This is a genomic window from Pseudomonas knackmussii B13 (genome assembly GCF_000689415.1).
Classification (GTDB): Bacteria; Pseudomonadota; Gammaproteobacteria; order Pseudomonadales; family Pseudomonadaceae; genus Pseudomonas; species Pseudomonas knackmussii.
The window spans coordinates 2,337,443-2,350,646 of record NZ_HG322950.1 but is presented as its reverse complement, the minus strand read 5'-3'; the positions used below and the strand labels follow the sequence as shown (position 1 = coordinate 2,350,646).

Below are 13,204 nucleotides of genomic sequence, written 5' to 3'. Positions count from 1 at the left end.
CTTCAATCGTCTTAACACGACGAATCGAGCCATCCACGAACATTCCGGACACCCGCCATGCCTAGCGCACGCAACATCGGCCTTCTGGCCATCGAAGGCTTCCAGTTGCTGGACATATCCGGCCCGCTCGACGTCTTCGCCGAAGCCAACGTGCAAGCCGGCGCCGAGATCTACCGCCTGCAGGTGGTAGCGCTGCGCCACGGTCCGCTGCGGGCGTCGTCGGGCGCCAGGCTGCTGCCGGACATCGTGATCGAGGACGATCCCCAAGCGACGAGCCTGCCCAGGTTCAACACGCTGCTGGTCGCCGGCGCGCCGCACGTGGGCGACGCGCCCGCCGAGCCGCGGGTGCTCGACTGGATCCGTCGCACGGCGCCCCTGGCCCGCCGCTTCGGCTCCGTCTGCAGCGGAGCCTACCTCCTGGCCGAGGCCGGCCTGCTCGATGGCCGGCGAATCACCACGCACTGGGCGATGGCCGATCCACTGGCCAGGCGCTATCCGCAGGTGACGGTGGATGCCGATGCGATCCACGTGCGCGACGGCAAGCTGCGCACGGCAGCGGGCGTCACCGCCGGCATGGACCTGGCACTGGCCCTGGTCGAGGAAGACCTGGGCCGCGACATCGCCCTGAAGGTCGCCAGCCAGCTGGTGATGTATTTCAAACGTCCCGGCGGCCAGGCGCAGTTCAGCCGCCGCGAAGCGCCCGCGGCGGCGAATCGCTCGGCATTGCAGGAGCTGCAGCGCTGGGTCGCGGCGCACCCGGCGCAACCCCACGATGTGCGGAGCCTGGCGGCGCGCATCGGCGTCAGCCCAAGGCACCTGTCGCGCCTGTTTCGCGATGAAGTGGGCCTAACGCCTGCCAGCTGGGTCGAGGCCGCGCGGGTGTCGGCGGCGAGGCTCCTGCTCGAGGAGGGAAACATCGTGCCCAAGCAGGTGGCGGCGGAATGCGGCTTCTCCAGCGTCGACACGCTGCGGCGGGCATTCATGCGCGTCGTGGGGGTGACGCCGGCGGAGTATCGCAAGCGTCACGCAACGGTGCTGGAGTGAGACAGGATGCCCTGTTCGGTATTCATTTCGCCCACTTGGTCGCGTTACGCAAGGCAGGCCTGGCCGGCGCTGGCGCTTCGCGGGGACCGCGACTATTAGCCAGGGCCATCGGCGCCAGGGCAAAGTCGCGGCGCATGGCCGCAAGAGCACAGGTGGTTCCTGGGCGAGTCCATAACAGCACCAGGCCAGCCCTTCGCGGCATACCGCCATGGACTGTTGCGTCAACCGGTTGAATCCATGGCCCGCCTTCCCCCCAGGAGGCTGGCGATGCTCCAGCCAGAGGCGCCAGGCGAGCTAGACAGCGCGGATGGCAAACACCTGCACTTCCACCTGGTAGCCCTCCCCCAGATCGGCACCGACGCAGGCGCGAGCGGGCTTCGGATAGCCCTGCAGCCAGGCGTCGTAGATGGCGTTGACCTGATCGAAGTGGGCGTAATCGGCCAGCCAGATCTGCACCCGGGTCAGTTGCTCCTTGCCGACACCCGCCTCGGCCATCAACCCGTCGATGGTTGCCAGCACCTCCCTGAGCTGCCCCTGCACATCCTGGCTCGTATCCTCCGCCGCCACTCCGGCGGTCTCGAAAAAGGGCCCGAAGGCCGCCGCCAGGGACATCCTGGCGCCTTCTGCATAACGCGTGATCATCGCTTGCTCCCTGTCGATGCGCTGAAAAAACACCGGGTGGCGCGGCGAGCGGACCCACCCGGTGAAAATGACGGCCGTGAAGGTCGTCAGCCGAACTCAATCGAGCTGGTTGATGCACACCACCTTGGGCTGGGTCATGTCCTCGTAGGCGAAGCGCACGCCTTCGCGGCCCAGGCTGCCGTACTTGGAGCCGCCGAAGGGCATGGCGTCGAAGCGGTAGTCGGAGGAATCGTTGACCATCACCCCGCCGGCCTCGATGCGCCGGGCCAGCGACAGCGCCAGGGACAGGTCGCGGGTGAACAGGCCGGCGTGCAGGCTGTACTCCGGCGCATTGGCCGCCGCCACCGCCTGCTCCAGGTCGTCGAACGGCTCCAGCATGACCACCGGGGCGAAGGCCTCCTCGCGCCAGAGGCGGCTGTCGTGGCCGACATTCTCCAGCACCGTGGGCGCGTAGAGCGCGCCCTGGCGCTTGTGCCCGCACAGCAGGCGCGCACCCTCGACCAGCGCCTCGCTCACCAGCTGCTCGGTCCGCCGCGCGGACGCCTCGGTGATCATCGGGCCGATATCGGTCTCGCGCCGCCCCGGATCGCCGAGCACCATGGCGCGGGTCAGTTCGACGAAGCGCTCGCGGAACTGCTCGTAGATCGACGCCTGGACCAGGATGCGCTGGGTGCCGATGCAGTTCTGCCCGGCCGCCCAGAAGGCGCCCGATACACAGGACTCGACGGCGGCGCCCAGGTCGCAGTCCTCCAGCACCAGGACCGGAGCGTTGCCGCCCAGGTCCATGGCGAGCTTCTTCAGGCCGGCGCCCCGTGCGATCTGCTCGCCGGTGGCGAAACCGCCGGTGAAGGAAATCATGCGCACCTCGCGCACCGCCACCAGCGCCCGGCCAAGGTCGGCGCCTCCCGTTGCGACGGTCACCACCGATTCCGGCAGGCCGGCTTCCACCAGGTACTGGACCAGCTTGAGCGCGGACAGCGGCGCCAGCTCCGAAGGCTTGAGGATGACCGAGTTGCCGCCGGCGATGGCCGGGCCCAGCTTGTGGGCGACCAGGTTCAGCGGGTCGTTGTAGGGCGTGATGGCGAGGATCAGCCCCAGCGGGTCGCGGGTGAACCAGCCGTGGCGCGACTCCGAGCCCTCATAGGCGTCGAAGGGCACGACCTCGCCGGCATTGCGTCGCGCTTCCTCGGCGGAAAGCTTCAGCGTGTTGATGCAGCGCTTCACTTCCTTTTCCGCCTGGCGCAGGGTCTTGCCCGCCTCGTCGACGATCAGCCCGGCGAAATCGGCGGCATCGCGTTCGATGAGCTGCGCGGTGCGCTCGAGGATGCTCGCGCGGCGGTGCCGTGGCAGTGCCGCGCTTTCACGCACGCCCTGGCGGGCGATGGCGAGCAGGCCCGGGACGTCCTGCGGGCCGAGGCAAGGCACGCTGCCGACCAGGCTGCCGTCGAAGGGGCTGAACACGTCGATCTGGGTGGGCTGCGGGGTCGCGGCCAGGGATGCGGTAGTCGGGCTCATGGGCTTCGTTCCTCAGGCCTTGTGGCGGGATGCGTGGATGGCAACGATGTCCGAGAGCAGCGCGAAGGCCGTCTCGATGCGTCCGGCGCCCGGTCCGGAAACGGTTACTGCGCCCAGCAGCGCGGTCTCGAAGGACACCGCATTGGTGGCGCCGGAAATGCCGATCAGCGGGTGCCAGCTCGGCAGCAGGCGGGCCTCGACGCTGGCGCGCACCGAACCGTCGTCCTCGCGGCGGGCCGAACCGATCAGCTTCCAGCGCGCGCCCGAGTCACGCACCCGCTCGATGTCGGCGGAGCTGATACCGCGGATGCCGTTGCAGGCGACGTCGCTGACCTGCAGGTGCGCATCGAGCAGTTCATTGGCCAGGATGACGACCTTCAGGCGCACGTCATAACCGTCCACGTCGGCGCTCGGGTCGGCCTCGGCGTAGCCCAGCTCCTGGGCCTTGGCCACCGCCTCGTCGAAGCTCAGGCCCTCCTCCATGCGCGTCAGCACGTAGTTGGAGGTGCCGTTGAGGATGCCTTCGAAGCCACGCACCTCGGCACCGGCCAGGGTCTTGTTCGCCAGGCGCAGGACGGGGGTGCCGCTCATCACCGAGCCTTCGTACTCGAAGGCCACGCCGTTGGCCTTGGCCAGTTGCTTGAGCTCGGCGCCATGCAGGGCGATCGGGCCCTTGTTGGTGGTGACCACGTGCTTGCCGGCCTCCAGGGCCCAGCGGCAGAAGGTCGCCGCCGGCTCGCCGTCCACCGGGTTGGTGAAGGTCGCTTCGGCGACGATGTCGGCGCCGGACTGCTTGATCACCGCTTCGTTGAAGGCTTCGGCGGAGCCGCCCGGCAGTTGCGCGAAGGCGCCCTTGGCTGCCGGCAGGCTGGCCAGGGTCGAGGCGTCCAGGCCGTTGCGGTCGATGATCGAGCCCAGGAACAGGTCGGTGACGCCGACGATGCTCAGGCTGAAGCCCAGCTCGGCCTGCCAGGTGGCGTTGCGCTCGGCGATCAGTTGGGCCAGGCCACGGTTCACACCACCAAAGCCAACGAGGGCGATCTTGTATTCGGTCATGGTTTGCCTTCCTCCAGGCTGTTGTTCGATGGAGCTCAGCCTAGGGTTCGGGCCATGGCAGTTGAATAGGTCAAAACGCTGTATTTGTTGGGCGTTTTGCCCAGTCCCGGGCAGCCCGCGCCACAACGAAAAAACGCCGCCCGGACAGCGTCCGGGCGGCGTTGGCGAAACAGCGGTCGGTTGGGGCGGTAAGGGTCAGATCACCGCCGAGAGAACGAACGAAGTCACCGTGTTCTCGACGCCGGGCATGGCGGCGATTTCCTTCCAGACCAGGTGAACGCGCTCGGGGCTCGCGGCCTCGACCCGCAGCATCAGGTCGAACTCGCCGCTGAGCACCTCGCACTGCACGATCTCGGGGATGCCGCGCAGCGCGTCGAGCACGGCCTCGCCGCGCATGCGGTCGTAGCGGTAGACGAAGATCACCGCGCTGATCAGCGAGGCCGGGCGCCGGCCTTCGCCGATGCGCAGCGTGTAGCCCTGGATGGCGCCATCGCGCTCCAGGCGCTCGATGCGCTGGCGCACGGCATTGCGCGACAGGTTGACCTTCGCGCCCAGCTCGGCGTGGGCGATCCGCGCGTTGGCCGTGAGTTCGGCGAGGATGCGTTCGTCGAGCGGGTCGAGGATTCGCTTCATCGGCCGGCCTGCAACTGCGCCAGGATTTCGCCGAGACCCTGCAGGTCGTCACGGCCTAGCACCCGCGCCGGGGCGCCGAGGGCGGCGCTGGCCGGCACCTCGCCGTGCCAGGCCCCGAGCTCGGCGAGCAGCGCCGCCGACTTCTCCGGCGCGATCTGCCCGAGCGTCACCATGGGCGCGCCGATGTTGCGCCGGTGCAGGCGCCCGGCGAAGGCGCCCGTGGCTGTGTGCGGGTCCACCGCGCAACCGGTTTCGCGGAACAGCGTGGCGATCTCCTCGCGGGTCTGGGCATCGCCCACCGCGTAGGAGTCGAACAGCATGCGAGCCTGCAGCCACTGGCGGTTGCCGATGCTCAGCTCGCCGCAGTACTCGAAGTGCTCCATCAGCGCGCGGGTCGCCGGGCCGTTGCGCTCGTAGAGCTCCCAGACGAAGCGTTCCAGGTTGGAGAACAGCGAGAAGTCCATGGCCGGCGACAGCGTGTGGCTGGATGAGCCCGTGTTGTAGCGGTTGCTATGGATGAACTGGTGCAGCGCGTCGTTGCGGTTGGTGGACACGATGATCTGGTTGATCGGCAGGCCCATCTTCTGCGCGATGAAGCCGGCGTAGATCTCGGCGAAGCTGGCCGCCGGCACGCTGAAGCCCACCGGACGCAGGCCCCCGCCCAACTGCAGCGCGGCGTGGAAGTAGAAGACGATCTGCGCCAGCACGCCGACCCAGTTGGTGGAGTTGAAGCTGATGGGCACCACGTCCGGCAACGGCCATTGGCGGAACAACCGGGAAACCAGGGACTGGCAATCGTCGAAGCTGCCGTCCACCGCCAGCGCGCAGACACGGCCGGAATCCGCCGCCTGCAGGATCGCCATGCGGTCGCCCGGAGTGCCGGTGCGCGGATAGAGCGCCAGCAGCCTGGCCCCCGGGCAGGCATCGAGCGCCTCGATGGCCGCCACCGCCGTATCGCCATTGCTCGCACCGACCAGCATCGCCCGGTCGCCGTTCTCGCCGAGGAAATGCTGCACCAGGCGCATCTGCAATTGCGCGGCGAAATCCTTGGACGCGCGGGTCGGCCCATGGAACAGCTGCAAGACCCATTCGTTGTGGCCGATCTGCTGCAGCGGGGCGATGGCCCGGTGGCGGAAGCGGCTATAGCTGTCGCTCACCAGCGACCTCAGGCTCGCCTCGTCGATGCTGTCGCCGACGAAGGGCGAGATGACGCGCCAGGCCAGCTCGTCGAACGGCAGCCAGGACCAGTTGGCGATCTCGTTCGCGCTGAACTGCGGCAGCGACACCGGTACGTAGAGCCCGCCGTCCTCGGCCAGGCCGGACAGGACCACCGTGCGAAAATCCACTCGTGTCGCGGCGCCGCGCGTGCTTGTGTACTGCATCGTCACTCCAGGTTCGTACTCATGTTTGGCGGTGGACCATCGCCACCAGCCAGTTGGAAAAGGCCTGTGCGTCCGGGGTCAGCGCCTCGCCCAGGCCACGCACCAGGTAGAACGACTCGCTGGCCTCGATGCGCTGGGCGAAAGGCGCCACCAGGCGGCCTTCGCCCAGCAGGTCCTCGACCAGCGACGAGCGCGCCAGGGCGATCCCCAGCCCCAGCTCCGCCATGCGCAGCGTGGAGACCAGGGTGTCGAACTGCATGCCGCTCGAATAATCCACATCGCCGGCCCCGACCCTTTTCAGCCAGTAGCCCCAGCCCTCCTCGTAGCCCAGCACGTGCAGCAGCGGCAGCCGCGCCACATCGCGCGGCTCGCGCAGGCCGGAGGCGCTCATCAGCGCCGGCGAGCAGACCGGCACCAGGTAATCCCAGGTCAGTCGCTGCGCCTCGACGCCGGCCCACTGCCCGCTGCCCCAGCGGATCTCCAGGTCGTCCTCGGCATCGAGTTCCTTGACCCACAGGTTGCTGATGTAGCGGATGTCGATCTGCGGATGCGCCCGGCGGAAGTCCTCCAGGCGCGGCGCCAGCCAGAAGTGCAGGAACGAGAGGCTGCCGCGCACCTTCAGCGGCCGGCGCTGGCGCTGTCCGAAGATCTCGTTGGTGCCCACCGCCAGGCGGCTGATGGCGTCCTGCACGACCGGGAGGTACGACTGCCCCTCCTCGGTCAGGCCCAGCCCCCGGGGCAGGCGCTTGAACAGCGCCACCCCGAGCTGGCCTTCCAGCTGGCGGATCTGCTGACTCACCGCGCCCTGGGTGAGGTGCAGCTCCTCCGCCGCGTGGGTGAAGTTCAGGTGGCGCGCCGACACTTCGAAGGCGCGCAGCCAGTTCAACGGGGGCAAGGCTTTCTGGCTCAACGACGGCTCCTCATGGCAACTGTTCCAGCAGCCTAGTATCGCGTCGCTCAGGCAACCTCGGAACCGCCGACCGCCGCCAACTGCGACGCCTTGCGCTGCTCGCGGCCCTTGCGGGTGAGCCAGAACACGAAGTAGCACCAGGCGATGTACGGCAAGCCGAAGTACAGCGCCACCCGCTGCGACGGATCGAAGGCGATGCCGACGCAGGACAGCACGCAGCAGAACAGCGCCGCCAGCGGCACGAAGGGGTAGCCGCGCACGCGGAACTTCAGGTCCTCCACCTTGCCGCCGTTGGCCACGTAGTGGCGGCGGAAGGCGATCTGGCTGGCCGCGATGCTCATCCACACCACCACCACGGCAAGGCCCGAGATCGACACCAGCGCGAGGTAGATGGTGTCCGGCGCGAACACGCTGCTCAGCAGGGAAGCCATGCCGCCGACCATGCTCAGCACGATGGCGTTGAACGGCGTACCGCGACGCGACAGCGAGGCGTAGCTGCGCGGCATGTTGCCCTGGTCGCTCAGGGTCCAGAGCATGCGCGCGGCGGCGTAGAGGCCGGAGTTCGCGGCCGACAGCAGCGCGGTGATGATGACGAAGTTCATGATGTCGGCGGCGTAGGGAATGCCGATCGTCTCGAAGACCATCACGAAGGGGCTCTCCACGACGCCGGCCTGCTCACGCGGCAACAGCGTGGCCAGGACGAAGATGGTGCCGACGAAGAACAGCGCCAGGCGCAGTACGGTGGTGCGGATGGCCTTGGGCACGTTTTTCTGCGGGTCGCGGGTCTCGCCGGCGGCGATGCCGATCAGCTCGGTGCCGGAGAAGGCGAAGGACACCGCCAGCAGGGTCATGGCGATCGACCAGAAGCCGGTCGGGAACAGCCCCTCGCGGGTGAAGTTGCCCAGCCCGACGCTGTGCGCCTGCTTGATGTCGAAGATGCCCAGGATGGCGCCACCGCCGATCACCAGGAACGCGATCACCGCGAGCACCTTGACCAGCGACAGCCAGAACTCGGTTTCGGCGAAAGTGCGCACCGAGACGATGTTGCTGATGAACACCGCCATGCCGAACAGCGCGCTCCAGATCCACACAGGCGTATCGGGGAACCAGCGCACCATGAGCATGCCGGCGGCGGTGAATTCCGAGCCGATGGCCACGGTCCAGGTCAGCCAGTACATCCAGGCCACCGTGTAGCCGGTGCCGGGGCCGAGGTAGCGGGTGGCATAGCTGCTGAAGGAGCCGACTTCGGGCATCTGCACGGCCAGCTCGCCCAGGCACATCATGACCAGGTAGACCATGATCGCGCCGATGATGTAGGCGATCACGGCGCCCAGCGGTCCGGCCTGGTTGACGGTGTAGCCGGAGGTCAGGAACAGGCCGGTGCCGATGACGCCACCGAGCGCGAGCATGACGATATGGCGGGTTTGCATGTCCTGTTTGAAGGAATGCGCCGGCGCATTTTTGCTTGTTGTGGTCTGCACGGACATTGTTGGACTCTCATGAAAGTGGGCGGGCAAGGACGTAGCTACGACCTGCATCTGGGCAGAGCGAATCGAATTGCCTTGGCGTCTTGTTGTTGTTCGACTTCATGAACGGCCCCCCGCCGAGCGGCAGGCGTCGCAAGACAGGTCTCAGACCTGTGGCTCGGGGTGGCGAACCACCGCTTCAGCCTCCCTGGCCAGTTCCTCGCGTACCGCGGCGCAAGCCTGCGCGAGATCCGCCAGCAGGTCGGCGGTGTCCTCGATGCCCACGGAGATCCGCACCAGCCCTTCGGAAATCCCGAGGGCCAGGCGTTCTTCCAGGGTGTTCTCCACGTGGCTGGTGGTGCGCGCCGGTCCGTAGATGGTTTCCACCGCGCCCAGGTTGCCGGCCCGGTGGGCGTATTGAAGGCGCGGCAGCAGGCGGGTCACGGTCGGCATGCCGCCCTTGAGCACGAAGCTGACGATGGCGCCGAAGCCGCGCATCTGCGCCCGCGCCACGGCATGCCCGGGGTGCTGCGGCAGGCCCGGATAGTTCACCGACTCCACCAGCGGCTCACCGCACAGGTACTCGGCGAGCGCCTGGGCGCTGGCCTGCTGTTGGCGCACGCGCAAGGCCAGGGTCTTGATGCCGCGAATGATCAGGAAGGCGGAGAACGGGTCGAGCGACGCGCCGTTGATCTCGCGGTAGTGACGCACCTGCGCCATCAGCGATTCGTCGCCGCAGACCACGCCGCCGAGCACGTCGCCATGGCCGGAGAGGAACTTGGTGGCGCTGTGCACCACCACGTCGACGCCCAGCGCCAGCGGATTCTGGTTCAGCGGCGTGGCGAAGGTGTTGTCGGCCACCACCAGGGCGCCGACGCGCTTGGCTGCCGCCGCGAGGCGCTGGATGTCGAGCACCTTGAGGGTCGGGTTGGTGGGCGTTTCCAGGTACAGCAGGTCGCAGCCGCGGGCGATTTCGCGCTCGATGGCTTCAGTGTCCAGGGTGTCGCACAGGCAGACCTGCACGCCCATGCGCGGCAGGAACTCCTCGAAGATCTTGTTGGTGCCGCCGTAGCTGTCGCGGGTCGAGACCACGCGCTTGCCGGTTGCCAGGAAGGTGTGCAGCACCGCGCTGATGGCTGCCATGCCGCTGCTGAAGGCCACCGCCGATTCCGCCTGCTCCAGGTCGCAGAGCTTGGCCTCCAGGGTCGCCACCGTGGGGTTGCTCATGCGGCTGTAGATGTAACCCGGCTGCTTGCCCAGGGCGACGTCGTACCAGGCATCGATGTCCTGGTAGCCGTAGGCCGCGCTGACCACGATCGGCGTCTGGGTCGCATTGTACGGATGCTGGACCTGCTCACCGCCCCAGACCACTCGGGTCTCGATGCTGGCGGTGTTGCCCTGTTCGACTTCCACTTTCTTGTTCATATCCGGTTCCCGCAACGCTGAGATGACTTCACTGACCCGTGGGTCTGTCTGCGGGGACTATAGGGAGGCGGCGGAGCGGTGAAAAACGATGTTATCCGGGTCTAAGAGCCGTTTTTTTTAATGGCTCCGGCTGCCCTCCGGTTTCGGCTGGCGGGCCACCTGCCGGGCGTGGCATCTCCTGGACCTGCTGAACTCGATCGCGGGTGCGCAGGGCGAGGGTCCTCGCTTGGTCGACGGCCACCAGGAAGCCGCGACAGGTCTCACGGCGAATCCCAGCCCGGGCAGGATGAACGCCTTTCGCCGATGCCGGCCCGTTGCAGCGCCTGATCGAGTATCACGGCGACAAAGCCGGCAGGGTGCTGCATTGCGCCCTGCCGCATACGGAAAAATGAATCCGTCCGCTTGTCCTTTTCCGGAATCGGAATGTGTGATTTCTCCTACGCAACCTGCGTCAAGGATGCTACCCCGCTCCGTCGTCTGGGGACTGCTAACAGGGCCTTCCATGCAAACGCTGTTGAACGAGATTCTCGAAGAAGTGCGTCCCTTGATCGGCAAGGGCAAAGTGGCTGACTACATTCCCGCGCTGGCCGACGTGCCGGCGCAGCAGTTGGGCATCGCGGTTTATGGCAACGATGGCAGCTATTACTGCGCAGGCGACGCGCTGGTGCCGTTCTCGGTGCAGAGCATTTCCAAGGTGTTCAGCCTGGTCCAGGCGATTGGCCACTCCGGCGAAGCCATTTGGGAGCGGCTGGGTCATGAGCCCTCGGGCCAGCCGTTCAACTCGCTGGTGCAGTTGGAGTTCGAGCGCGGGCGCCCGCGCAATCCCTTCATCAATGCCGGTGCGCTGGTGATCTGCGATATCAACCAATCGCGCTTCGCCGCCCCCATCTTGTCGATGCGCGATTTCGTGCGCCGCCTGTCGGGCAATCCGCACGTGACGATGGATGCCCGTGTAGCCGACTCGGAGTACCAGTTCCGCGCGCGCAACGCTGCCATGGCTTACCTGATGCAGTCTTTCGGCAACTTCCATAACGAGGTCGAGACGGTACTGCGCAGTTACTTCAGTTACTGCGCGCTGCAAATGAATTGCCTCGATCTGGCCCGGGCGTTCTGTTTCCTGGCCAACGATGGGTTCTGCAAACACAGCGGTGAGCAAATTCTCACCCGGCGCCAGACCCAGCAGGTGAACTCGATCATGGCGACCAGCGGGCTGTACGACGAAGCAGGCAATTTCGCCTACCGCGTGGGGTTGCCAGGCAAGAGCGGCGTGGGTGGCGGGATCGTGGCAATCGTGCCGGGTCAATTCAGCGTATGCGTGTGGTCGCCGGAGTTGAATGCCGCGGGCAACTCCTACGCCGGGATGGCGGCGCTTGAGTTGCTGAGTGCGCGGATCGGCTGGTCGGTGTTCTGATCAGCAGGCAGGGGAAGATTCATTCCATTGACGCTGAGCCTGGCCACCACGACAACGTGGGAGCAAGAGCAACGAATCGGCCCCCTTTCCCCTTGCCCTTTTCCCACCCCTCCTAGCTCTCGCGCGGCACGCGGCTCACCAACTCGGTCAAAGCCCTGACCCAGGCGGGATGGTCGTTCAGGCAGGGCACCAGAACCAGCTCCTTGCCTCCCGCGGCGAGGAAGCGCTCGCGCCCTCGGTCGCCGATCTCCTCCAGCGTTTCGATGCAGTCGGCGACGAAGGCCGGGCACATGACCAGCAGCTTCTCGACGCCCGCCGCGGCCAGCTCGTCGAGGCGGCTCTCGGTATAGGGCTCGATCCACTTCGCCCGCCCCAGGCGCGACTGGAAGCCCACCGACCAGCGACCGGCCTCCAGCCCGGCTGCCCGGGCCAGGCCCTCGGCAGTCCGCATGCACTGCGCGCGGTAGCAACTGGCAAGCACCTCGCCGCACGCCCGCTGGCAACAATCCGGGTTCTTGAGGCAGTGCTTGCCGCTGGGGTCGCTGCGTTCGATGTGCCGCTCGGGCAGGCCATGGAAGCTCAGCAACAGGTGGTCGTAGCCCTGCTCCAGGTAGGGGCGTGCACTATCGGCCAGCGCCTGCAGATACAGCGGCTCGTCGTAGAACGGCGGGAGAACCTGCAAGCGCAGCGTCAGGCCGTGCCTGCGAACCACGCGCCTTGCCTCCTCCACCGCGGTCGTAGTGGTGCTTTGGGCAAACTGCGGATACAGCGGAGCGAAGACGACGTCCTCGACGCCCTGCCCGGCCAGGCGCAGCAAGACCCGCTCGATGGACGGCTCGCCATAGCGCATCGCCAGGTCGACCACGCCGCATTGCCAGGACTGCTCGACGGCCTCCTTCAGGCGCTGGCTGAGCACCACCAGCGGCGAGCCTTCCGGCCACCAGATCGAGGAATAGGCATGCGCCGACTGGGCGGGCCGCCGGGCCAGGATCAGCGAAACCAGCAGGCGACGCAGCGGCCAGGGCAGGTCGATCACGTTGGGATCCATCAGGAACTGGTTCAGGTAGCGACGCACATCGGCCACCTGGGTAGAGGCTGGCGAGCCTAGGTTGACTAACAGCAGTGCCTGCTTGGCCATGGGAGATTCCTGACGGTGTGGGACTGAGCCTGCGCGCCGGGGCGGCGCCAGGTGGCGAACCGAAGCGGTCCGCAGGCCGGCCGGACTCCCCGCTATGCAGGGAGACGAGCGGACGACCCGAGCGGCGATGTTATACAAAATAAAACTAATGTACAGTTTTAGCCTTCATCAATACGGCGTAAGCCTGGCGTCCGGGCGTCCGCCTACGTGTATTCGTCGTCCGACCGTCCCGCGCCGGGCGAGGCACGCAACAGCCACCCTCAGCCGCCCGAGGAACCCCCGATGAATCGCTTCGCCCCCGCGAAACTGAAGCTCTCCAAATGGACCGCGCGGCACCCCCAGAACCGCGAAAGGCATTTCCTGGTGACGGACCTGGAGTTCGACGACGATGGCGTCCTGCTGCGCGTGGAGCTGCAAGCGGTGCACAGCGGCCGCAGCCAATGGCTGGACTGGCGAACGCTGCGCGACGCGGAGACCTGGATCATCGGTTGGCATTGATAAACTTGTACATCGCAACTTAAATGTACAATTATTGACCCCTAAAGGTCATTGCCGCACCCGATCATCTCGCCTTGCCCGTAC

General features: G+C 67.0%; 12 protein-coding genes. 3 read left to right on the top strand and 9 right to left on the bottom strand.

The window, feature by feature from the left end; genetic code table 11:
• Positions 1-57: 57 nt before the first annotated feature.
• The gene (locus tag PKB_RS11145) at positions 58-1,044 is read left to right on the top strand and encodes a GlxA family transcriptional regulator (RefSeq protein WP_043251727.1); all 987 of its coding nucleotides are present in this window, start codon (positions 58-60) and stop codon (positions 1,042-1,044) included.
• A 294-nt stretch (positions 1,045-1,338) separates the two neighbouring features.
• Here PKB_RS11145 and PKB_RS11140 read toward each other — a convergent pair whose 3' ends face one another.
• From PKB_RS11140 to PKB_RS11105, 8 genes are all read right to left on the bottom strand, one after another.
• Positions 1,339-1,686 carry a RidA family protein gene (locus tag PKB_RS11140; RefSeq protein ID WP_043251726.1) on the bottom strand — a complete coding sequence of 116 codons (348 nt, stop codon included), beginning with the start codon at positions 1,684-1,686 and terminating at the stop codon, positions 1,339-1,341.
• Between the two features lie 96 nt (positions 1,687-1,782).
• On the bottom strand, positions 1,783-3,201 hold the full coding sequence (locus PKB_RS11135; protein ID WP_043251725.1) for an aldehyde dehydrogenase family protein: 1,419 nt from the start codon (positions 3,199-3,201) through the stop codon (positions 1,783-1,785).
• 12 nt (positions 3,202-3,213) lie between these two features.
• Positions 3,214-4,257 carry a homoserine dehydrogenase gene (locus tag PKB_RS11130; protein ID WP_043251724.1) on the bottom strand — a complete coding sequence of 348 codons (1,044 nt, stop codon included), beginning with the start codon at positions 4,255-4,257 and terminating at the stop codon, positions 3,214-3,216.
• A 195-nt stretch (positions 4,258-4,452) separates the two neighbouring features.
• Positions 4,453-4,890, bottom strand: coding sequence for an Lrp/AsnC family transcriptional regulator (locus tag PKB_RS11125; protein ID WP_043251723.1), 438 nt, complete (start codon positions 4,888-4,890; stop codon positions 4,453-4,455).
• Positions 4,887-6,272, bottom strand: a complete 1,386-nt coding sequence (gene thrC / locus PKB_RS11120) for a threonine synthase (protein ID WP_043251722.1) — start codon at positions 6,270-6,272, stop codon at positions 4,887-4,889. Before thrC ends, PKB_RS11125 begins: the two co-directional genes overlap by 4 nt.
• A gap of 19 nt (positions 6,273-6,291) precedes the next feature.
• Positions 6,292-7,182 carry a LysR substrate-binding domain-containing protein gene (locus PKB_RS11115; RefSeq protein ID WP_043251719.1) on the bottom strand — a complete coding sequence of 297 codons (891 nt, stop codon included), beginning with the start codon at positions 7,180-7,182 and terminating at the stop codon, positions 6,292-6,294.
• 47 nt (positions 7,183-7,229) lie between these two features.
• Positions 7,230-8,669 (bottom strand): amino acid permease, encoded by a 1,440-nt coding sequence (locus PKB_RS11110; protein ID WP_043251716.1) that lies wholly within the window; start codon positions 8,667-8,669, stop codon positions 7,230-7,232.
• 144 nt (positions 8,670-8,813) lie between these two features.
• Positions 8,814-10,073 carry a cystathionine gamma-synthase family protein gene (locus PKB_RS11105; protein ID WP_052355238.1) on the bottom strand — a complete coding sequence of 420 codons (1,260 nt, stop codon included), beginning with the start codon at positions 10,071-10,073 and terminating at the stop codon, positions 8,814-8,816.
• 502 nt (positions 10,074-10,575) lie between these two features.
• On the opposite strand from PKB_RS11105, the gene glsB reads away from it, so the two are divergent.
• Entirely contained in the window at positions 10,576-11,484 is a 909-nt protein-coding gene (gene glsB / locus PKB_RS11100; RefSeq protein WP_043251714.1) for a glutaminase B, read from the top strand.
• Positions 11,485-11,596: 112 nt separating this feature from the next.
• On the opposite strand, the gene hemH is transcribed toward glsB, so the two are convergent.
• Positions 11,597-12,622, bottom strand: coding sequence for a ferrochelatase (gene hemH / locus PKB_RS11095; RefSeq protein WP_043251712.1), 1,026 nt, complete (start codon positions 12,620-12,622; stop codon positions 11,597-11,599).
• A gap of 282 nt (positions 12,623-12,904) precedes the next feature.
• Here hemH and PKB_RS11090 point away from each other — a divergent pair, with 282 nt between their 5' ends.
• The gene (locus tag PKB_RS11090) at positions 12,905-13,120 is read left to right on the top strand and encodes a TIGR02450 family Trp-rich protein (protein WP_043251710.1); all 216 of its coding nucleotides are present in this window, start codon (positions 12,905-12,907) and stop codon (positions 13,118-13,120) included.
• The last annotated feature ends 84 nt before the right edge of the window (positions 13,121-13,204 follow it).

What these genes read in the sequence shown, in the direction of transcription:
- PKB_RS11145 (WP_043251727.1), top strand. Translation starts at nt 58, where the DNA reads ATGCCTAGCGCACGCAACATCGGCCTTCTGGCCATCGAAGGCTTCCAG.
- PKB_RS11135 (WP_043251725.1), bottom strand. Translation starts at nt 3,201, where the DNA reads ATGAGCCCGACTACCGCATCCCTGGCCGCGACCCCGCAGCCCACCCAG.
- PKB_RS11110 (WP_043251716.1), bottom strand. Translation starts at nt 8,669, where the DNA reads ATGTCCGTGCAGACCACAACAAGCAAAAATGCGCCGGCGCATTCCTTC.
- PKB_RS11105 (WP_052355238.1), bottom strand. Translation starts at nt 10,073, where the DNA reads ATGAACAAGAAAGTGGAAGTCGAACAGGGCAACACCGCCAGCATCGAG.
- PKB_RS11090 (WP_043251710.1), top strand. Translation starts at nt 12,905, where the DNA reads ATGAATCGCTTCGCCCCCGCGAAACTGAAGCTCTCCAAATGGACCGCG.
- PKB_RS11140 (WP_043251726.1), bottom strand. Translation starts at nt 1,686, where the DNA reads ATGATCACGCGTTATGCAGAAGGCGCCAGGATGTCCCTGGCGGCGGCC.
- thrC (WP_043251722.1), bottom strand. Translation starts at nt 6,272, where the DNA reads ATGCAGTACACAAGCACGCGCGGCGCCGCGACACGAGTGGATTTTCGC.
- PKB_RS11130 (WP_043251724.1), bottom strand. Translation starts at nt 4,257, where the DNA reads ATGACCGAATACAAGATCGCCCTCGTTGGCTTTGGTGGTGTGAACCGT.
- PKB_RS11125 (WP_043251723.1), bottom strand. Translation starts at nt 4,890, where the DNA reads ATGAAGCGAATCCTCGACCCGCTCGACGAACGCATCCTCGCCGAACTC.
- hemH (WP_043251712.1), bottom strand. Translation starts at nt 12,622, where the DNA reads ATGGCCAAGCAGGCACTGCTGTTAGTCAACCTAGGCTCGCCAGCCTCT.
- glsB (WP_043251714.1), top strand. Translation starts at nt 10,576, where the DNA reads ATGCAAACGCTGTTGAACGAGATTCTCGAAGAAGTGCGTCCCTTGATC.